The following is a 22616-nucleotide window of genomic DNA, read 5'->3' as shown; positions in this document are numbered from 1 at the left end:
AATTGCATAAAATGTAGATATATTTAGTAATATATGTTATATTGTTGATTTTTTTAAAAAACATCCTGATATCATCATTATTAAATATCTAATATGAAGATATTAATCTATAAACTTATCTTCGTTATAAACGTAGGTTTTAAATTACAAAAAAGCTGCAAAGCTTTCTTGGAACACTTTGCAGCCTTCTATCTTTTTGTTTCCTTTAGCAAAATAATGGTTAGTGAATTTTTATTTTTTAGGATACTTATACCATGTTTAAGTCTTTACATTGGAGACAGCAGATAACAAGCTTATATTACTGTATATTTTTCACGGTACTGCCTAGGAGTCATACTAGTATTTTTTTTGAAAACTCTTATAAAATAACTTTGGTCATTAAAATTAAGCCAAGCACAGATATCTGATAAAGAATAAGTAGTAAGTGTTAATAATTTTTTTGCTTCTTCCACTCGTTCCCTTTGAATATATTCGCTGAAAGTGATTCCCATTTCTTTTTTAAATAGTTTAGACAGATAAGTAGGCGTAATTTCTAATTGATTAGCAAGTTCATTCAGAGATATTCCATCGTAAACATTTTTATTAATATGTTTTATACATGTAGTAACCGCGTAAGAATACTTTTTTGCATTGTATTCTTTCACACGATCTGCAAAGGTACGTAAAGCGTCCCCTGACAATCGCTTTACAGATTCTACATTATCTAATTGTTCTAGGGTTTGTATATATAAAATACTATGAGCAAAAGCAATATCTGGTGGCAGGTTTCCTTCTATTGCATATCGAGTGGCTAAGGTAATCGCAATAATTCCAAGGTTTTTTTGATTCCTGAGCGGATCCTCTATTAGCATAAGTTCAACATCTTCTTGCGAAACCGCATACATATACTGTATTAACTTTTTTTTATTTCCTTCTTTAATAGTCGAAAAGAAATCATTTACTAATGCCATATTGTGCGTTTTAGGTTTGTTTTGTCGGCGTTTTAAAATATATAAATCAGGTTTCACATTTTTATTAGGAATTTCCTCTAGTACTCTATTTTTTTCCAAGACAATATCTACATCTAACTTTTCATTGAAAATCATGTAATGTAATAAAATTCCCATATCAATTAATGTAGTTTTTTTAATCTCAGATAAACACTGATAATAGGCAAGTCTTTCTTGAATGTTATCATTTGATTTAAATTCTTTCTGAAATTTTATGATCATATCATCTGAATCTTTTGGATGTATAGTAGGACCGATTATAATAGTCCCTTTAATATCATCATGATTTTCTATATGAATTAGAACAAAATTTTCAAGATAGTTGTTACTTCGGAAAAGTGGCAAGTTAAAGGGATCGTTTTCTTGATAAATATCACTAAGATGTTCTTCTTTTGAAGAATAAAAAGGACTACAAACATTATCAGATGTAGAATGATATAAAATTTTTCTGTCTGCAGATAAAATATGTACAGGGGCATTAAATGCTTTATGTGCAAGATCACACAAGTGTTGTATATCGATAGAAGTATTCATTACATTCTCCTTTATAGATCCATAAAATATATTCTGTTAGATATAATTCATGACAAATAATACTATAAAATATCAAATTAGTACAATTCACAACAAAATATTACTATATCTTTTTTATAAAAATCATATATTATTTAATTGTAGTTAGCATCTAAATATCAGAGTAGATAAGTAAATGAAATACACTAAGTTCTTTTCTTAATTCTACAAGATATAATTATTGAACTTGAGAAAACAGTGAAGTACTACAAAATACAGTGGTAGTCAATGCGAGGACCAAGCTGGAAAAAGGTTTAAAATGCAGCGAAAGTTACAGGAGATACTGTACCACCGCAAGAAATAACAGTCAAAGTTCCAATTCAATCATTTATACAAATTGAATTCAAAAAATAAATACTGCTAATTTAAATGTGAAACTGAAAAACTATTTTGCTCCAAATTTTAGAAAAAGATAATAAAGAAGTTGTGAAATTGGAAACAGATGAAAGCGATACGGCTATTTTTGAAGCACTATGCTTTGAAAAATACAAGGTAGAGGAAATTCAAGTACTCAATTAAACATTTAATTGAGAGAAAGGTCTTTTCATCAACTAAAAATAAAAAACGAATGGAATATTCAAAAAATGACACTATATTACTGGTCGTAACATTAGTTTTACTTTCCACAAAAGAGGAAAAAATATATAGACTTTACAAATACTAAGAATAGCAAACTAGCTAGTTTTATTACCGTATCACATAAAGTGAAACTTTAATCAGTGGGGGTTTTGTTCATCCCCCACTGATTATTAGCCCATACCAATCGGGCTTTTACGGGCAGTAAGACCCCCACCTAACTTCTTTGCTTCCGCTGAATTTTGAGGTGGGGTCTTACTGCCCGGCAAATAGCGGGATAAACTTATTATTAATTTCCAAATACAATAGTTGTTAATCAACAAAAAACTTCAATAATTAAGGTACACAGTAAATTGATCTCAAAACAGTAATTACTACAGTATCAGTTTTTACTTATTCTATAAAAAAAGAAATATCACTTAATAATTATTATTTTATATCGATTTAGACATAAAACATTTTATTATATCAGCTTAAGTATTATAGAATTAAAATTGCAAATAACACCAAAATACTTTTAAGGGCTCATACATCGTTCATACCGAATTTATCACCTTTAGATACCTATGTCATTAACATAACTAAAAAAGATTGTTACAAAGGAATCTGAGAGGTCTTTTCAATTTCGAAATTTGTTTTTTTGTAAATTAAAGGAAAATAATCCGTATATATACGGATTATTTTCTTAGTGTAATCTGTATTGACCTGTTAACTATTTTTCAGCCATTCGAACTAAGCGTTTTGTAATCTCTCCACCGATCCGAACCATTTGCAGATGATGTGATGTATCAGGTCCCAGTGTGACTCCTAGTTCAAAAGCAATTTCATACTTCATTTGCTCAATAGTACTTGTAGTAGCAGAAATAAGAATTTCATTTGTATTACTTTCGTATCTTTGAATATTTATGAATAACATGTGCCTAATTATGCTATTTACGCATGAGTAACCTAATTTCTTCTAGTACTTTTATGGGAACCCTTTCCCTCCCCTTATTCTACCAATTGAATTTGAAACACAAATGTACATTGCATTTCAATATAACAATAAAAGCTACAAAAGCAACGAATTTACTACTTTAAAGTTAAGTGTTTAACCTTGAAGTACTTAAATTCTTTTTTCCAGATAAAGCATACATTATATCTTGATGCTTTATTGTCCTCTTATAATTATGTGGTATCGGAAATTTGTTTCGGTGTTCTTTCATTATAATTAAAGTTTGAAGTTCTATGCTCAATACTTTTGCGAGAACATGATAGTTATATCCATTGTTTAACAGAGAAATTATGTCATAAAACATAGTTTTTCCGCCTACTAATTTTACTAATCTATTCTTTAACTCATTCCTTTTTTCTTTAGCTTCATCCATTTCTAACAACATGGATTTTTTATTTGTTTGCTTAATGTATTGAGTATATAACTCTGGGAATTCTTTTTGGACTTCTTTGTTTAATACTGGTTTATATTTAATCATATAAGTAACTTGTAACAATGAGCGTTTTAACAAACTATCTTCAATAAGATACGCTACTTTATTAAATAAATGTACATATTCCTTAATATTGGAATAACTATTAAAATGAGCTAATACTCTACTTTTTATACTAAAAGCCTTACCTATATAAATAATATTGTCATTATAATCTCTAATAAAATAAATACCACTGTCATCTTTTTCTAATTCATTATCCAGTTCTTCTAGACTCATAAAATGCAATTCACTCATACTTTCCTCTCCTTATTAGTTTTAAATCATGAAAAACAGGCAAGGTTTCTAAAAAAGGCACTCAGCTGTCCTAGGATTTTTCATTTTATTTCTTGCTAAATATCAAAAAACTGCTTCTATGTTACTCAACTATCAATATGATTATTAATACAATTTTCTCTCGTTATTATCTCGCAATTTTATCATGTAATTTCGAGATCGTTTCCTCATTTAAATTACTGTGTTTTATCGAATAAAAGAAATATATGACTGCCCCAATAGTAATCCAAATACTAAAGTACATCCATGTTCTTAACGGTAAAATTAGCATTAAAAACACACAACAAACTATTGAAACGCTTGGTAATACAGGTACAAAAGGTACCATAAATCCACGTTTTAAATTTGGGTGTGATTTACGGAGAATAATAACTGATAGACAAACTAACGCAAACGCCACCAAACTACCGATATTAACTAAATTAACCAATTCTTTCAAATCAATAAACCCAGCTATTATAGAACTCCCTATTCCTGACAATCCAGTTATAAAAGTGGGTGCTCCAGTTTTCTTATTAACTTTCGCAAATGATTTCGGTAACAATCCATCACGACTCATTGCAAAGAAAACTCGTGTTGCCGCATACATATTTGAAAAAATAACAGCCATAAGGCCAATTACAGCACCTGCAGCAATTGCACCAGCGACTTTTCCTTGTCCTACCACTTCCATTACATAAGCCATTGCCTCAGGAACATTTAATTCTTTATAGGAAACCATTCCTGTCATAACAATGCATACCATAACATAAATAATTGTACATATGATTAATGATGCAATAATACCGATGGGAAGATTACGTTTCGGATCTTTTACTTCTTCTGCTGAAGTTGCTAATATATCAAAACCCGTGAAAGCGAATAAAATAGCTGCTCCACCCGTAAAAACCCCACTTAAACCGTATGGTGCAATTGGTACCCAGTTCATTGGTTTTACATAGAATATACCAACTGTAATAAACAATAAAATCATACCAATTTTAATCAATACCATTATATTATTGATTCGTTTACTTTCCCTCGTACCACGGGATAACATCCATGCTAATATCAATGTAATGATTACTGCTGGTAGATTTACAATACCACCATGTGAAGGGATCGTTACTAGAGCTTTAGGTATCTCTAATCCAAATCCTTTTATTAAATTGTGGAAATAGCCTGTCCATCCAGCAGCGACAGCCGCTGTTGCCACGATATATATTAACAGTAAAGACCAACCTACTAGATGAGCAACAAACTCACCAATTGTTGCATATGAGTACGTATATACACTACCAGATGCCGGGAGTGTGGAAGCAATTTCTGCGTAACATAATGCTATAAATCCGCATATAATTGCTGCAAGTACAAATGAAAAAATAACTGCTGGACCAGCATCTCTTGCTGCTACTAATCCAGTTAACACAAGAACGCCCGTTCCAATTATTGAGCCTACCCCTAACATAATTAAATCAAATGCTCCTAATGTTTTCGTTAAGGTCTTGCTTTGATTATGCTCTAACAATTGTGTAACGGATTTCTTTTTTAATAACTTACTCATATTCTCTGTATCCCCTTTAAAATAAGGTTTGCTCTTCTCATTATTGTTGTATATAAATTTACTTAGTTATTACATAGTCTTATAATATTTCTTTTACGTTAAATAAATTTGTAACATTCTATTTTTTCTCTTTCCTCCACTGTTCAACAAACATCAGCTATAATGTGTTATAACTCATTCAATTTACCTCCAAAGATATAAATAAAAGATTTTGTCATTCCAAAGAGATAATTAGTTTTGTATGTTCGATAATGGTATGATAAACAAAAATAATTTATTTATTTAATTGAGTTTCACTAGAACTTAAGTTATTTTTCTTCCGTAATACACTAACAATATACCCACATACACCGCCTATAATAGCCGGAACCCCCCACCCTAAACCTACACTATATAAAGGAAGAAAATGTTCAAGAAAATTATGTATTATTTCACTTTCTATTCCAGCAGCTTTTAATCCATCTAACGAACTAAAAATAAATGTCAATATCAAACTCCCTTGATATACTTCAAATCTACCATTGAATACAGAGTGTAAAAATATTAGAAATATTAAGGTAATAGCAATTGGATACATAGTTATTAATACAGGGATTGAAATCTTAATTAATTGTGTTAACCCTATATTCGCAACTAGTGTACTGAAAACAGACAAAATAATAGCAAGTTTTTTGTAAGAAATTTTTGGAAATAATTTATGAAAAAAAGAAGAACAAGCAGTGATAAGTCCTACGCTTGTAATTAAACATGCTACTATAATCATTACACCTAAGAAAATTGCACCATACGAACCAAAGTAATAGTCCGAAACTTTTTCTAAAACTTCAGCCCCATTATTTAAACGACCTAGTTTTTCTACACTAGAAGCGCCCATATAGGAAAGGGCAGTATAAATAAGAGCTAAGAGTGTAGCAGCAATAGCCGTTGCTTTTACACAAACAATCATAAGCTGCTTTTTAGTCGTAGCCCCTTTTTCTCTAATTGCATTCACGATAATGATTCCGAAAACAAAAGCTCCAAGGGCATCTAATGTTAAATATCCTTCTTGAAAACCTTTAAAAAATGAATCTGATGCATACAATTCAATAGGCGCTTGAATTCTTCCAATAGGATGAATAAAAGTCACAACTACGAGCATCCCAATAACAGTCAATTTGATAGGAGTCAAAATTTTCCCAACTATGTCAATAATCTTTGTAGGATTAAGGGATAACAAGCATGTAACTGTAAAAAATAAGATTGTAAATACAGTTAAGGCAACAGGACCTGCATCATGTGATAAAAAAGGTTTAATTCCAATTTCAAACGATACATTACCAGATCTAGGGATGGCGTAAAAGGGGCCAATCGCTAGATAGAGAACGGTCGTAAATACAATACCAAACACCGGATGCACACGACTAGCTAAAGATTGCAAATCATTTTCACCTGAAAAAACAAATGCTGTTATTGCTAACAATGGTAAACCAACTCCAGTAACTAAAAAGCCTGCATTGGCTATCCATACATTATTTCCAGCCATTTGACCAAGCATAGGTGGAAAAATTAAATTTCCTGCTCCAAAAAACAATGCAAACAGCATCAATCCTATAATAATGATAAAGGAAGTAGGAACTTTATTTGACATAACAACTCCTCCGATTATACATTTGTATACACTTTTTATTTTCCCTATAATTTATATATTAATCTATTTAATTCCATCCTAGAGCACCGTTGCGGAAGGCAATGTATGCCCCCGCTCCCTATAAGAGAATAGCAACAAATTTTCAATTTAAATAACTACTTACATTAATGGATGTGAAGTTACGCCTAAACAAAGCCTCTCACTTACTAGTTAAACGAGACATTTCCATAGATTTTTTCGTACAACGTTTCATAGCTGAAATGATAGCTGTTCTTAAACCTTTTTCTTCTAGTGTTGCTACAGCTTCTATCGTCGTTCCACCTGGAGAACAAACCATATCCTTCAATTCACCTGGATGTATTCCCGTTGCCAATACCATTTTTGCAGAACCTAATACAGCCTGAGCCGCAAATTTATAAGCTTGTTTTCTCGGCATACCGTCAAGTACAGCAGCATCTGCCATGGCTTCTATAAACATATACACATATGCTGGAGAAGAACCACTAATAGATGTAACAACATCCATTAGTTTTTCATTTACGACCTCCGTCTGGCCGAAAATATTAAATATATTTAGTACCTCTTTTATATCTTTTTCTGTAACCATTTCATTAAAAGATAATGCAGACATTCCTTCCCCAACAAGTACCGGTGTATTAGGCATTACCCTAATAACCTTTAACTTTCTATCAAATTCATTCTCAGTGCTCTTAATACTTTTTCCTGCAGCAATAGTTACAACAATTACATCATCTTTTATTTGGTCTTTTATTTGGTTAATTACCGATGTGTATAGGTCTGGTTTAATTGATAAAATTAAAATGTCAGCACTGTTAGCGACTTCATTATTGTTAGTAGTTATAGTTATGCCATATTTATCACTAGCATTTTTTAAATTGCTGACGTTTAAATCTGAACAAATTATTTGATTTGGAGACACTATATTTTTATTAATCATCCCACCTATCATAGCAATACCCATGTTTCCACATCCGATAAATCCTATTTGTTTATTCATAATAATTTGATCTTGCTCCTTTTATTCTAAACTTTATTGATTTTGAAATTATTATTCTAAGTTAGGGCTATTACAATTACTGGGTTTATCAATAGAATTTAAAAATTCTCCTTCCTATAATGAGCTACACTTTTGTATGTACTTTACAAGCATGCATTTAAAAAATGTAGAGACTTTCTATTCATAGAACTATTAAAAACAAGAGTAAAATGGTGATGATTTTTCGGAATTAATATTCTTTAACTATTCACCATTTTAAATAGAGCTTACATATTCCTCTAATAATTACTTATTTTCAAAATTTATAGTTACGCTTAAGAAAATGTATTTAAGTTCCAAATAATTATCGCCGTAGATAGTATGAAACAAAGTAATGCAGGAATTATCATTAAAATAGATTGTTTTGCTCGAAAAATATGAGCATGAATGGCTCCGACCATGAGAACTGCTAATAATATATTTGCTCCTAGCGCTAAGTATTGATTCCAAATACCACCGATTATACCTATTGCTCCAATAATTTCAATAAAACCAATTATAGACATAAACCATAATGGATATTGATATTGTTGCCAATGTTCCACCTGAAAAGATATACGAAAAATTTTTATGAATCCCCCTACTACAATAAAAATTGCTAAAACTACCTGAAGAACAATCATCATTTAAACTCTCTCCTTTTAAGACTTTGTTAATTTCTATTTTAAAATTGTTTCAATTAAATATTTTGTAACCCTTTTAGATAGCTCTCTATTGCTATCTTCTTTCCATGTATTCGGTGGAAACCTACTTCTTTTACCGTCTAATATTTCTTGATAGATTTCTTTTATTTGCACTGCTTTCGCTTGCACTTCAAACTCCCTCCTATTCAAGACATATAACGATTCCTCTTTCCTAACGTTAAATAAAACGCCAATAGTAACTATTGTGATCTACTTTTATAACGTAAAAGAAATGTATAGGGTAAAATCATTTCTTTAATCTATAATAAGAAGGACATAAAAAAACAAAAAGTTACAAAAATTTTCAAATTAAAATTTTTGTAACTTTTTGTTTTTGTGTAAATATAAGGTCAATTAAGACGTCTCACCGTTTTAAACTTGACGCTCCATAATCTTGTATAGTTACATTTATATGATATTTAATCGGTACCTTACTAAATGTTCGATCCCAATCTTTTTTGACTTCCTCCCATGTTCTCGGGTGTTTAATTCTTAATTGGTTGCCAAAACCCGCAATATCGACTTGATATTCTTTTTGTATTTTTTTTGTAACATGATGTACTAAGTGCTTTACTTCATTTTCAATAGCTTTTTCTTCCCTTTTTAAAAATTCATTTTCAAAATCTTTTCCTGGTTGCATCCAATTTTCAGACAAACGTCCTTCTGATTCAATGTTTACATCAAAGGAAATATTATTTCCGTTAACATGTGGTATGATTTTGCTTTTTATTGACTTTATTTCGTATATAATGAGTTTCTTTGATTCTTTATCAAAAGTTTTTATCACACCACCATTCCTTTTTCCGTTTATCCATACTACTCCTTCCAATTCCTGTTCATTTAAAAAGCCCATCAATTTTTTTGTCTTCCCTTTAATTACAGCAGCTCCTGCAAATTTTGTTTCCCCATTCATCGAGATTACATTTTGCAAAAGAAAACTGGACCCTGACCGCATCTTTCCTTCTAATTTAGCGAGCGATACAGGAGCCAAAATCCTTGTTGTTCTATTTCTATTATCTGCAATTCCAGACAAACGAAATGCTGGGATTTCTCCTTTTTTGTTTGATTCCAGTACCTCCTTCGCTAGCCCCTTGCTAATTAAGATCATAGAGCTCAGCCGAACTTCATTGTCACGGAGATACTGTTCAAGTAATTGTTCTAAACTGTATGTACGTACAAGACTATCACTAATAACAATGTTTTTTAAATGCGGGCTGAACATTTCGCTCTCTCTTTTCAATGAAAGCTCCCGAACAATTTGATGAATGGAATCACCGGTCTCAGAAACATTTATATACCGTTTTTGTTGTCCGTTTCCTTTACTTTGTGCTTGCGAACTAACAATTTGATAAGTAGCTGTTATAAGATTTCTTTTAGGATATCCTCCTTCCTCATCCTCTTTCTCAATTGTTGAATCCTTCCCTTTATCTAGTGCTATACCTGCAGTTAAACTCAACTCTTCTACCTCTTTACTGCTCCAACATCCTGTTAAAAATAGGAGCACAAGCATCGATAACAAAGCCAAATAGAACCGCATATAATTAAATTTCGTTTTCACACTATTCCTCCTTTTAATCGCTTAATAATAAGAAGGAGCAGTGGCAGTAAACCAAATAAAAATATAGCAGCATTACCGAGCATATCCCCCAATTTAAGCAAATGATTTATATTTTTCGAAGTCATAGCAATGATGTAAATGATTGGAATCAAAGCAAAAATAAATGGATGAATACTCTTTTTAAAGAGTTGGGCTAATCCTAATGCAGCTGCATAGTAACTAATCGTATAGGTAGCAAATATTTGCATAATCCATATTACAAGTAGTAAAGATTCAAAACGTTCAAATATCAAACCAGAAATTTCAAAACTGCGCATAAGGTCAATTGTCGGCCATGTTCTTGTTACAACCCCATCAATTGATAATGCACCGATGACCATTACAACAGTTATTACATAAAAGATTAACGGAATAGAAATTCCAACTAAAATAGCTTTTACTGCTTTATTTCGTTGTTCCATAAACACCAAAAGAATTAACATAATTTCAGGACCTGTATATGCGAGAGACGTTGTTTTTATCCCATCTAACACTGGTTTAATCCCAAAACCCAATACGGGACGGAGATTATCTATCTCAAATATTCCGATACTCATAAAGGAAATGACTAAAAAAATAAAAACAGTAATAGGGAATATTATTTCAAACATCCGTGCAATTGAGTTAATACCACTCATAATCAAATAAAGACCTATCCACATAAAAGGCATAATAATAGCCCATGTAGGAGTTCCTTCGAGCAAAAAAAAGCTTATTACTTCTGCCATTGAACGAATTTGAAAAGCTGAGGTTGTAAGAAAATAACCTATAATAAGAAAACTAAGCAACCTGCCTATCCATTTCCCTACAATTTCTTGACTGTATTGATAAAAGGTTTTTTCTGGGAATCCTTGACTTAATTTGACCATGATTACTCCTGAAACCATTGCGAGTATTCCACCTAATATCACACTTAGCCATACATCTGGTGTTTTCACTTTTTCCACAGATGCTCTGGGCAGAGTGAGGATTCCTGTTCCGAGTATGTAATTTACAATAATAACAACTGCTTGCGAAGTTGTTATTCGGTCTTGGGATTTAGTAATCACTGAAGGCCACTTCCTTTCGTCATCAGCTACTTTTTGCGGATAGTTTTTTTAGTATGCATTATTTTTGGTCTACGTCTCATTATTTTTAATGGCATGCGAACCATAAAATCTTTCCAGTCACTAAATCGATACGGAACAGCAGGGCTAGTATAAGGAACGCCAAAACTTTTCAGTTTCACTAAATGACTGCAAAGTAAAAGAAAGAAGAGAATAACTCCATACAATCCAAATATCGCAGCACAAAACATAGCTACAAAACGAAGAATGCGTAACGTAATTCCCACACTATATTGTGGGATAGTAAAAGAAGAAATAGCTGTTACCGCAACAACGATAACCATTATTGGGCTAACGATTCCTGCTTCTACGGCAGCCTGACCAATTATTAAACCGCCCACAATTCCCATTGCAGGTCCAATCGGTTTAGGCAGACGTAAACCTGCTTCTCGTAAAACTTCGATGGCTACTTCCATAATCAACGCTTCGATTAAAGCGGGAAAAGGAACTCCTTCTCGCGATCCGATAATAGAAATAGCTAGCTTGGTGGGAATTAATCCTGGATGAAATGAAATAAAAGAAATATACAGTGCTGGAGCAAATAATGAAACAAACGCTGTCATGAAGCGTAATAAGCGGAGAAGCGTACCAGGAAGCCACCTTTCATAATAATCTTCTGGTGATTGCAGCAGCATACTAAATGTAACTGGAGCAATTAAAACAAATGGTGTTCCATCTAACAAAATAGCTACTCGGCCTTCCATCAAAGCACTAATAACACGATCAGGTCGTTCTGTATTTTGAATCTGCGGGAAAGGACTGAGATAATTATCTTCAATGAGTTGCTCTATATAACCAGATTCGAGTACACTGTCTATGTCAATTTTCTGAATTCTGTTTTTTATTTCTTCCACCAATTCTGTACTAGCAAGATCTTTAATAAATGCGACAACTAATTCTTTCTTTGCACGTACTCCTACTGGTAGCTTTACTAATGATAAGTTCTCATCTGCACAATGCCGTCGCAAAAGTGAGGTATTATCACTTAATACTTCAGTAAAACCAACCCGTGGCCCTCTGACTAATGCCTCTGATACTGGTTCTTCCATGTTTCGTTTATTTGCTTTTGTTGTACCAAGAATAAACACATCTGCTAAACCATCAATTAAAAGAGCTGTTGAACCTATCAATACTTTGGATATCACATCTTTTATGTAATGGACTTCTGCTACTTCACTAATTGTAAGAACTTTATTTTTAATATATTCTTTTGAAACAGTCCCCTCCACATAAGAAGATTCATTTTTATATTCGTCAGAAAAATCATCCATTAGTAATTTCATAATATGTTTGTCAATGATCTCTTTATCTGATAGACCATCAACAAAAATGATCCCAGCTTGAATATCTGTGCGTCCAATATTAAACTTCCGAAAGCGAACATCAGAATTATGTCCGATCTGTTGCTTTATAAGTTTTAAGTTAGAGGCAAAATCGTTTGTGAAATGAACGGTTGCATTTTGAGAAGGTTTATACTCTTGTTTCGTTTTACTTTGAATATTATTTTTCTTCACTTGTTTGTCTCTGGACTTCCACCAACTCATTCTTCCCACTCTTTCTCTGTCATACGAACCCAATGAAAAAATCTTGAGATAGTATACGGAATTAAAAACAAAATAAAAGCTTGTACAAAGACTTTCCAATCTGGAAAATAAGAAGTAATTATGTTCCACATGTTTATCACCCAATTTATATACTCTGTTAGGATTGAAATTTCTAAAGAACGATATGTACTTAATAAAAAATAACGATAAGATTAAAGAGCAGAAAAGCGAGACATTATACTTATTTAGTACCAATAACCTAGTTAGTATAAAAACATTTCTGACCTAAAATACCATTTTTAATTATAATTTGTTAAATATTATCTCCTCTTCCTTCATTTGTATGCCTGCATTTGAATTTCAAATAATATAAGTATGAATGATATTTTCTCTAAAAGAAAAAAAGATGCTAGAAGATAGCATCTTTTTTTAAATTCAACTTACTATGTAGTTATATTTTATTTTGGAAATACTCGTTTTTAGATGAATATTAATGTGTAAGAAATACATATTCTTTTGTTCCAAGTTAGTACATTTCTACCAAATCGATACGGAATTTTCTGATTTTAAAAATGATATGAAAGAAAGGAAAATACTCTCTTAGAAAAACTATATAAAACAAATAACATGAAAACAACTATCAATCTATTAATTGAAAATGATAATGAGCAAGAGTTTATCATCTTAATTCCAAGTGTATTCGTTTTGCTTCAAAATAAAGAACTTGAATGAATTTTTTCGTATCAATACGAGCAGGTACTGTTGGTTCATTATTCAATTCTGTCATCTTTCTCCTTACGGTAGTAAAATCAAAAAATCTAGAAGCATAATTTTCGAACTTCGGGTTTAAAAAATCAGTAAGTCCAAGAGATGCTAAATGGTTTAATGATTGATAAATTGCTCTCCGAATCCGTTGTTTGGAAGCTTCTATGAACCTTTTTAATTCGGTATCTTCAGCTGAATCCCCAAGTTTTTTTTGAGCTAAATTCATAAAAATCTCTTTTAGTGAGGGAAAACCTTGTTCCAACGTGTTATCTTGTTCATATTTATATAAATAATCTAGCATATCCATTAAATCTTTACTTCCATTTTCACTGGCTATTCCTAATTCCGACAAAAGAAAATGAATGGAATTTTGAAAATGATTAAAAGTATTTAAATGTTTTTCATTACGGTATTTTTCTTGCGCACTTGAATTACTATCCAATTTTAGTACCGTATTAAGCGATTCTTGAATGTTTTTTATCGATTTTTCCAAACGAATTCTTTCAATGACTTTCCGGACAACTGTTAATACTTCAATCCGGTTAATTGGCTTAATAATATAGTATTCAACGCCAAGCGAATAAGCTTCAGCAATTAATTCTTTTGATTCTACTTGAGAGACCATGATGATTTTCCCTTTAAACGAAGGCTTTATTTGACGAATTGTTTTTATTCCATCTTGAATGGGCATTAACAAATCAATAAATAAAATGTCTATATTTTTAAGGATCGGCATGTATTTCTCTAAAGATAAACCATCCTCAGCTTCTCCTATAACCTCTCCAAGATCTTCATCCTCGATAATTTGAGCCAACATTGAACGAACCGCTTTTTCATCATCTACTATATAAAAATACATAGAATCACCCTTTCGAAATTATATGATCAATCCCTAATCTAATTATAAAAATTGATCCTCTTCCTTCGGTTCTGTCCTCAAGCGTAACATCACCTTCAAGTTGTTCGACCATTTCTTTAACATACGATAGTCCGATGCCTGTCGATGGATTGCCTAAACCATCATATTTAGAAGTAAAACCAGGCTCAAAAATTGAATCTTTATATTTTGAAGAAATACCTGGACCGTTATCTCCTATTCGAAATTCAACGAAATGATGGTCTTTATTAATGTCAATTATAATGGTTCCCATACTTTGGATAGCCTCTACAGCGTTTGTCACGATATTATTTACAATAGATAGGATTGTATAAATATGATAATGAGGATGCACACCATCAATTTTATATACAAATTGGATGTCTTTCTCTAGCAACCGTGCATATTTCGTATTTGCCCGTATAATGATGTTTACTAGTTCATGTACAGACATATAATCTGTAAAACTTTCATCAGAAATTAGTTTTGAAAGTCCCGCAAAAATACGTTGATTATCCTTTTTAACGTCATGCACCTCACCAGCAATTTGTAATGCCTGTTGCCTTAAATCCTGAAACTGAAAATCCATCTGTTTATGCTCAAAAGAGTCTAAGGTTTTATATAAATCATAGGATTTTTTTGTTATATTCTCAGTATCTTGTAATGTTTTTTTTAAATGAACAGCATCTTCATATAAATTAGAAATGAGCATAAGCATATGTTCATTTTGTTTCTTTATGTGTCTCTCCCTTGATTGCGCTTCATACAATTTCATCATATTGAAAAAGCTTAGAACTATAAAACTATGGGAACATGCGATAACAACGATCTCATTTATTGCCTCGGATGTGATCGATGTTTTTAATACGAAATATTGAATCATTAATTCCACACAGTCTGACAATATTTCAATAACGCAACCAATCAAACCAATCATTAGTGGTTGATGATAAAAACGTTTAATTTTTGCTAAATGAAAGAGATACGAATACGTAAAATAAAAGAAAAAACTAGGATAGTGAGTATGAAAAGCGGCTAACCAATCCATATTTCCCTTTATTATTACATCCATTGACATACGAAATACTACAACGACTATTGCTGTTAAAAAACCCGGTAAAAATGCTGGAACTCGTCGAAACAATAACAAAAAAAAGAAAAATGTCGGTGCACCAAAGCTCATTCTAAATGTTTCGTTTAAGGGAAATGACTTTATTTCACCTACTAAGGGTACTGTAAGTATCATTAAAACAAGAATATAGATGTCTTTTTTTACTAAATTACTAAGATTCAAAATAATCACTTCCCACTTTCGCCTAACAGTCAGTATACAAACCTATTTGTATTAATACAACACTTACTCTATTTTTTTCAAAAACTAATAAATAAGATATAAACGAAAGTATTACAGATTGTGAGTATTCATTACAGTCTTCTACTTTAGAAAGATACTTTATAACTCAAAAATGTTCAGACACAATATATGGCCTGAACACTTTTGGACTCGCTCTAACACCAAAATATTTGTGCTCCTTTTTAAAATATACTCAAATCCCATTCTTTTGCAATATGTTCTAACAACATAACTCCTGGTAAACTATTCCCATATTCATCAATGGCTGGTCCGTAAATACCAATACCACATCCATCTTGAAACGATAAATCCTTCCTAGATTTTGAGGGAACAAGTGTCATAATTCCGCCGGATACCCCACTCTTAGCTGGTAATCCAATAAAAGCAGCAAATTTCCCGGAAGCATTGTACATTCCACAAGTAAGCATTAAAGCTTTTGTTAACCTAGCTACTTCTTTAGGGAGCACTTGTTCTTTGCGAATAGGATGATATCCATCATGTGCTAGTATAAGCCCTATTAAGGCAATATCTTCTGTATTTATTTCAATTGAACATTGTTTTAGGTAAACCTCTAGTGTCTCCTCCACATCTGATTCTAGAAAACCATTCTCCTTTAAATAGTATGCTAAAGCTCTATTACGATGAGCCGTTTCCCATTCTGATTGAAATACTATTTCATTAATAGCAGGACGCTTCTCTATCATTTTTTCAATTAATACGTATAGAGATTCTAATTTTTCTTTCACCGATATCCCTGGCAAAAGTGAAGCTATCGTAATCGCTCCAGCATTAATCATAGGATTAAAAGGTTTTCCTGGTTTATGTATCTCTAAACGAATAATCGAATTGAAGGCATCTCCAGTTGGCTCTACGTCAACTCGTTCTAATACATAAGAAATACCACGACTTAAACAAACGGCTATAAACCCGATTACTTTTGATATACTTTGTAATGTGAAAGGTACCTCCCAATCTCCTGACTTTATCATTGTTCCATCTGGCTTTACTATACAAATCCCTAACTGCGATACATTTATTTCCCCCAGAGCGGGAATATAACTGGCGCTTCGTCCCTTAGCTGCATACGTTCGATAATGAGCTACCCATTGATCTAAGCAAACTTTTTCTTGACCCTCAATTTGAACGATAGAATCCTTTATCATTTAACAATATTCCCCCGTACTATTAACTTTATATAGAATAATTTTTTCTTTAATATCATCAATAATATTTGCACTAGAACCAAGAAAGATATTCAGACACATTGCAGTCTGAATATCTTTCTTATTACACACTTTTCTTTTTTGAAGTTTCCTCATAACTATCCCAACATTCAACATTTTCAAGTCCTTTAATGCTTTCTTTATAAAAAACAGGATCTTTACCAGTTTTTTTCTGGTTTATATAATCTTGTAACGCCGCAAATGCTACTTTTGAAAGTAAGGTAATAGCAATTAAATTAATAATAACCATAAATCCCATAAATAAGTCCGCTAAATCCCATACAATTTGAACCTTTGCAACAGAACCAAATACAATCATAGCCAACACACTTATTCTGTATGTCATTAACCACACTTTACTTGTATGTAAGAAGCGAATATTTGTTTCACCATAATAATAGTTGCCAATTAACGCACCAAATCCAAATAAAAAGACAAAGATAGCAAGACAACCCGATGCCCAAGAACCGATGTGTTCACTTAATGCTGCTTGTGTAAGTGCAATACCATTTAACCCCGGTTGTTTATATGCATCAGACAGCAAAATAATAAAGGCAGTACTAGTACAAATGATCAGTGTATCGGTTAATACACCAAATGCTTGAATCAGTCCTTGTTTCACCGGATGACTTGTTGTTGCTGTTGCAGCAACGTTTGGTGCACTTCCCATACCAGCTTCATTTGAAAATAAACCACGTTTAACTCCATTCATAAGTGCTGCACCAATTGAACCTCCTGCTATTTGTTTAAAACCAAATGCGTTTTGAACAATAAGAGAAAGAACTTCCGGCATTTTTGATATGTTGGTAACTACAACAAATAATGCAACTCCAATGTATAATACCGCTAAAAATACCACCTTGTATTCAGCCATTTTTGCAATACGTTGTACACCACCAAAGATAATCGCGGCGAAAGCAATGGCCATGATTATCCCAACTGTTAAACGATCTGTACCAAATGAATTTTGAAAAGCAATTGTAACTGTATTTGATTGTACTGAATTGAATACAAGACCGAAAGTAATTGTAATTAAAATAGAGAATAATACTCCCATCCAACGTTTATTTAACCCTTTTTCCATATAATAGGATGGCCCACCGCGGAAACCAGTTTTATCTTTTACTTTATATATCTGTGCTAATGTGCTTTCAACAAAACTGGATGCCGAGCTAATAATAGAAATAATCCACATCCAAAATACAGCTCCAGGACCTCCTAATGCAATCGCAATCGCAATTCCTGTAATATTCCCTGTTCCAACGCGAGCTGCCATACCAATACAAAACGCTTGAAAAGGAGAGATTTGATCTTTAGAACCACTTTTTCCCTCCATTAATACACGGACCATCTCTTTTAACATTCGAAACTGTACAAAATTCAATTTAAATGTAAAATAAATTCCGCAAATAACAAGCATAATAATTAACAATTTAGACCATAAAAAATCATTTGTTGATCCGACTAACTCTACAAAAAATCTTTCCATATTATCACTCCATACCAAAAATTTATCTATCATAATCTATATAAAATCACCTATATTCCGTGGCATAAATACCTCATTCATATTCAAATACAACAAGGATAAAAATTTTCTATATGAATAGAATTGGCCTGTTTAAGCAAACATCGCAACATGCACCTAAAAACCCAAATTTTCAAAAAAATTATCGATTATACACACGATGCTCTATCCCTTTCTGCAAAACTAATATTCTTATCCACTATTGTTGTTGTACTATTACGTTTGTTTCGTTTACCGGTGATTTACATTTAAATCATAATAATCAATAGTGATTAAGTGGTTTTTTGTTAATTTTCTCAAGAACATGGAAATATCTCCTTTCTCACTACTAATCTCAAAAATAGGCTAGATAAAAACTTCACGAAAAATCTATAAAGCGCTTTCAATCTTCAACTAAGAGAAGCTTGTCTTTAATTTATAATTAAAAGTACAGAATGTTACGAAAAAGTACAGATTTTTATAAAAACAAAAAAATATTTTAAGATTTTTCATCTAAAAAACAGTGAGATTTTGTGAATTTTATACAGTATCCAAACATCGCGGATGCTGTTCTACCTAACCTTTGACAAGCCTCTATTTTCTTCATAAAAACATGCATATTTTTTCTCTTTTAGAAGTTCATATAAAGTATTTGAAATCAAGAATCAACGGGATATTATAAGAATATTTAAAAAATAAAACATTTAATTTATTTATGGTATCATACAAAAAACATTTGTTTTCTCAATTAATCCCCCTAGTTTGATTCGTCTATATTGCACATATTTGCAACATGAAAGACACTAAGAAAAAAAGGATTTTGTTGAAGGGATGAAACATTACAAAACTCTTATTTAGGACCTTATGACATCCTCTTTTCTAGCAATATCGAGTTATCCCAAAAAACGTATATTTACTAACATAGATTACAGGTGGTGTATTGTGAAAGAAATAGTATTCGTTCAAAATAAAAAAAGACTCCTTATGAAATTCGAATTTTTAAAAAAGGATTTAGTACTTACCATTTCACTGATACTAGCAATTGTAAGCTGCTTCATACATTCGCCAAAGGTCGAATATATTAACTTTGAAGTGTTAATTAGCTTATTTAATCTAATGGTGGCCATTAAGGCCTTGGAACAACTAAAGATATTAGACAAACTTGCCGTTGCGATTTTAAATAAATGCAATAACAGCAGGTCAATATCTATTATTCTAATTTTGTTATGCTTTATTTGCTCCATGTTTGTAACAAATGATGTTGCTCTCCTCACTTTTGTACCAATAACACTTGTCATTAGTAAAAAAACACAAATGAACATGATGGATACAATCATCCTGCAGACAATTGCGGCAAACATCGGTAGTAGCTTGATGCCTATGGGAAACCCACAAAATTTATATCTATATTCTTACTATGGAATTAAGCTCATCCCATTTTTAGGTTCAATCCTGCTTTTAGCTGTACTTGGAATTAGTTTGTTGTTTATATTTACTCAAAAACTTCAAAAAACAGATTTAAAAATAGAACTACCTGTTATTACCGTGAAGAATCGAAAAAAAGCTACCATCTGGATTTTGATACTTATCACTATCATTGCATCTATTTTTGGTTTCATTAATTATTACATTGCGCTAATAGTTACATTGATGGCAGCTTTTACGTTAGATAGAAACTTACTATTAAAGATTGATTACTTTCTTCTAATAACCTTTGTCTGTTTTTTTATTTTTATTGGAAACATTTCTCATTCTGATGCGCTGGGGACCTTTGCTCGCGCTAATTTAAGAGGAGATACTTCAGTCTTCTTTAGTTCCATATTTTTGAGTCAATTGATTAGCAATTTTCCTACTTCAATTCTTCTATCAAACTTTACTTCTGATTGGAAAGCTTTATTACTAGGAGTAAATATTGGAGGGCTTGGAACAATTATCGCATCTTTAGCCAGTGTAATCTCCTATAAACTATTCATTCAGGCCAATGTTAAAGAGAGTAAGGCGTATTTAATTAAATTTAGCATTTACAACTTTTCATTTTTAATCATACTTACATGTATACAATACTTTATTTTTAAATTTCTATAACTTTAAAAAGTGATTACTACTAGAATAATAAAAACCAAAACTTTCTCAACATTAAATTGAGAAAGTTTTGATTTTAAAGTAAATAATACTTACAATTAGCATTATAAGCAAGATCCACCCCTTACATCAATTAACTCACCAGTTATCCAACGACTGTCTGATGATGAAAGAAAACCTCTAAAAACTATTTGATAATCTTTTAGAATCTAACTTTCTTATAATACTCTTTGCTATTTCTTCAATATTTTCATTTAGAAAGAAATGATTACCTTCAAAAGAATGAAGAGTACACGTTCTACTTGTATATTGCTCCCATTTTATTACTTGATCATATGTAGTAAATTCATCATTTTCCCCATTAAATATAAGAAAATCAATATCACATGGTTGTATATCATTGTCATGAATATATGTCTCGACAATTTTAAAATCTGCTCTTAGAATTGGGAGAAAAATCTCCATTAATTCTTCTGATTGAAGTACCCCGGATGGTGTACCTCCCATTGCAATAACTTCTCTTTTAAATTGCTCATTAGAAAGATTATGTCGGATATTTTTTATTTTACTATTTGGATGATTTCTACCGGACAAAACAAGAAATTCAGGCGATACGTTTTTAGAATCTTTTATTTTTCTTGCTACTTCATAGGCAATCAAACTTCCCATGCTATGCCCGAATAGAATGTAGGGCGAATCATCTATCTGCATAACTATTTTATTGTAGACATCATTTACTGCCTCTTCCATACTTTGGTACAAGTTTTCTTCAATTCTATATCCTCTACCAGCTAACTCTATCGGGACTACCTCAATATATGGATTAAAGTGATTTTTCCATTTTGCGTAACTAAACGCAGATCCCCCAGCATGTGGAAAGCAAAAAAGTTTAGTCTTCTGCATTGATTTTCTCCTTACTTTCAAATTTGTATATATTTTGGCAAATTGCATAAATGTCTTTAATTATTATCTCTTGCGGAAATTCATCCCTTGTTGCACAAGCAGATATCTTATAATTTGGCTCAATGTTATATTGTCTAAAGTAAAAGTTTTGAGGTATATACTTATATGAAATTAAAGTTGGTGACTCTTTTTTTATAGAGAATGAATTTAACGGGATATAAAGCCCTTTTCCAATCGTTTTTATATAACTTTCTTTTAATGTCCATAAATCATAAAAATAATTAATTTGTTCATCAGAATTTATATTAGATATATCATAAAATTCTTCCTCTGAAAAAAATTCATTTGCTAATTTAAGAGCCTCTATCTCTGAAACCTTTTCTATATCAATACCCACATTAAAATTAGCAGTAGTACAAACCACCCATTCTCCTGAATGTGACAGATTAAAATGAAAGTCAGAAAAATTTTCAACAAAAGGTTTTCCATACTCATTATATATAAATCTAATTTCTTCATTATTAATTTTATACTTTTGGCAGATTAGAGATCGGATTAGTAAATCCCCTATCAAAGTTCTATTAATGTCGCATGAGTTTAATAAACGCTTCATTCGTTCTTTCTTCTCATTTGAAACCAAGTTACTAAGTTGCTTAAACAAATGACTTTCAATATTCTTTGGTATTTTCACAGCTTGAATGTGTATGATAAATCACTTCCTTTTTTTAAAGGATGGCTTCATATATGTGCGTTACATAAATTCAAATTAACTTTATTAAATTGCAAATACAATAGAAAAGGTGCATATTTACATATCAATGAAAATATGCACCTTCCCTCAGTAATA

19 protein-coding genes and 2 pseudogenes are annotated in these 22616 nt (G+C 31.6%); 2 read left to right on the top strand and 19 right to left on the bottom strand.

Annotation, left to right across the window (positions count from 1 at the left end; genetic code table 11):
- Positions 1-293: 293 nt before the first annotated feature.
- Entirely contained in the window at positions 294-1523 is a 1230-nt protein-coding gene (locus AXW78_RS11955) for a helix-turn-helix domain-containing protein (protein ID WP_001097908.1), read from the bottom strand.
- A gap of 429 nt (positions 1524-1952) precedes the next feature.
- Here AXW78_RS11955 and AXW78_RS32145 point away from each other — a divergent pair, with 429 nt between their 5' ends.
- Positions 1953-2081 carry a hypothetical protein gene (locus tag AXW78_RS32145; RefSeq protein ID WP_000939299.1) on the top strand — a complete coding sequence of 43 codons (129 nt, stop codon included), beginning with the start codon at positions 1953-1955 and terminating at the stop codon, positions 2079-2081.
- A 769-nt stretch (positions 2082-2850) separates the two neighbouring features.
- Here the strand turns inward: AXW78_RS32145 and AXW78_RS11950 are convergent.
- The 15 genes and pseudogenes from AXW78_RS11950 to AXW78_RS11890 form a co-directional block, all read right to left on the bottom strand.
- Positions 2851-3054: an alpha/beta-type small acid-soluble spore protein gene (locus AXW78_RS11950; RefSeq protein ID WP_000897402.1), complete on the bottom strand. Its 204-nt coding sequence runs from the start codon at positions 3052-3054 to the stop codon at positions 2851-2853.
- Positions 3055-3220: 166 nt separating this feature from the next.
- A complete protein-coding gene (locus tag AXW78_RS11945; RefSeq protein WP_001292181.1) occupies positions 3221-3862 on the bottom strand; it encodes a GIY-YIG nuclease family protein in 642 nt (213 codons plus the stop codon).
- 166 nt (positions 3863-4028) lie between these two features.
- Positions 4029-5444, bottom strand: coding sequence for an amino acid permease (locus AXW78_RS11940; protein ID WP_061884175.1), 1416 nt, complete (start codon positions 5442-5444; stop codon positions 4029-4031).
- Between the two features lie 274 nt (positions 5445-5718).
- Positions 5719-7071 (bottom strand): branched-chain amino acid transport system II carrier protein BrnQ5, encoded by a 1353-nt coding sequence (brnQ5, locus tag AXW78_RS11935; RefSeq protein WP_000066879.1) that lies wholly within the window; start codon positions 7069-7071, stop codon positions 5719-5721.
- 199 nt (positions 7072-7270) lie between these two features.
- Positions 7271-8089, bottom strand: coding sequence for a pyrroline-5-carboxylate reductase (proC, locus tag AXW78_RS11930; protein WP_001041304.1), 819 nt, complete (start codon positions 8087-8089; stop codon positions 7271-7273).
- A 314-nt stretch (positions 8090-8403) separates the two neighbouring features.
- Positions 8404-8754, bottom strand: coding sequence for a DoxX family protein (locus AXW78_RS11925; RefSeq protein WP_000973720.1), 351 nt, complete (start codon positions 8752-8754; stop codon positions 8404-8406).
- Between the two features lie 36 nt (positions 8755-8790).
- Positions 8791-8940, bottom strand: a pseudogene (locus tag AXW78_RS33815) (DUF4046 domain-containing protein); the annotation flags it as partial.
- Between the two features lie 235 nt (positions 8941-9175).
- A complete protein-coding gene (locus AXW78_RS11920; protein ID WP_061884174.1) occupies positions 9176-10369 on the bottom strand; it encodes a Ger(x)C family spore germination protein in 1194 nt (397 codons plus the stop codon).
- Positions 10366-11457, bottom strand: coding sequence for a spore germination protein (locus tag AXW78_RS11915; protein WP_000629019.1), 1092 nt, complete (start codon positions 11455-11457; stop codon positions 10366-10368). Before AXW78_RS11915 ends, AXW78_RS11920 begins: the two co-directional genes overlap by 4 nt.
- Positions 11458-11483: 26 nt before the next feature.
- The gene (locus AXW78_RS11910; RefSeq protein WP_061884173.1) at positions 11484-13058 is read right to left on the bottom strand and encodes a spore germination protein; all 1575 of its coding nucleotides are present in this window, start codon (positions 13056-13058) and stop codon (positions 11484-11486) included.
- Positions 13055-13189: a hypothetical protein gene (locus AXW78_RS35265; RefSeq protein WP_000267086.1), complete on the bottom strand. Its 135-nt coding sequence runs from the start codon at positions 13187-13189 to the stop codon at positions 13055-13057. The genes AXW78_RS11910 and AXW78_RS35265 overlap by 4 nt, the downstream gene beginning before the upstream one ends.
- A gap of 548 nt (positions 13190-13737) precedes the next feature.
- Entirely contained in the window at positions 13738-14682 is a 945-nt protein-coding gene (locus AXW78_RS11905) for a response regulator (protein ID WP_061884172.1), read from the bottom strand.
- A 4-nt stretch (positions 14683-14686) separates the two neighbouring features.
- Positions 14687-16003: an ATP-binding protein gene (locus AXW78_RS11900; RefSeq protein ID WP_000584815.1), complete on the bottom strand. Its 1317-nt coding sequence runs from the start codon at positions 16001-16003 to the stop codon at positions 14687-14689.
- Between the two features lie 233 nt (positions 16004-16236).
- On the bottom strand, positions 16237-17217 hold the full coding sequence (gene glsA / locus AXW78_RS11895; protein ID WP_000588633.1) for a glutaminase GlsA: 981 nt from the start codon (positions 17215-17217) through the stop codon (positions 16237-16239).
- A gap of 124 nt (positions 17218-17341) precedes the next feature.
- The gene (locus AXW78_RS11890) at positions 17342-18766 is read right to left on the bottom strand and encodes an alanine/glycine:cation symporter family protein (RefSeq protein WP_000439288.1); all 1425 of its coding nucleotides are present in this window, start codon (positions 18764-18766) and stop codon (positions 17342-17344) included.
- A gap of 960 nt (positions 18767-19726) precedes the next feature.
- Between AXW78_RS11890 and AXW78_RS11885 the strand changes: the two genes are divergently transcribed.
- Positions 19727-20869: an anion transporter gene (locus AXW78_RS11885; protein ID WP_000659270.1), complete on the top strand. Its 1143-nt coding sequence runs from the start codon at positions 19727-19729 to the stop codon at positions 20867-20869.
- A gap of 101 nt (positions 20870-20970) precedes the next feature.
- On the opposite strand, the pseudogene AXW78_RS35705 reads toward AXW78_RS11885, so the two are convergent.
- From AXW78_RS35705 to AXW78_RS11875, 3 genes and pseudogenes are all read right to left on the bottom strand, one after another.
- Positions 20971-21045 (bottom strand): annotated as a pseudogene (locus tag AXW78_RS35705) (short-chain dehydrogenase); the annotation flags it as partial.
- 1 nt (position 21046) lies between these two features.
- Positions 21047-21769, bottom strand: a complete 723-nt coding sequence (locus AXW78_RS11880; RefSeq protein ID WP_061884171.1) for a thioesterase II family protein — start codon at positions 21767-21769, stop codon at positions 21047-21049.
- The gene (locus tag AXW78_RS11875) at positions 21756-22460 is read right to left on the bottom strand and encodes a 4'-phosphopantetheinyl transferase family protein (RefSeq protein WP_061884170.1); all 705 of its coding nucleotides are present in this window, start codon (positions 22458-22460) and stop codon (positions 21756-21758) included. Before AXW78_RS11875 ends, AXW78_RS11880 begins: the two co-directional genes overlap by 14 nt.
- Positions 22461-22616: the final 156 nt, after the last annotated feature.

Origin of the sequence: Bacillus thuringiensis (assembly GCF_001595725.1) — a bacterium.
In the GTDB taxonomy this organism is placed as follows: domain Bacteria; phylum Bacillota; class Bacilli; order Bacillales; family Bacillaceae_G; genus Bacillus_A; species Bacillus_A thuringiensis_K.
Note: the sequence above shows the minus strand (reverse complement) of the source record. Positions and strands in the feature narration are given on the sequence as shown.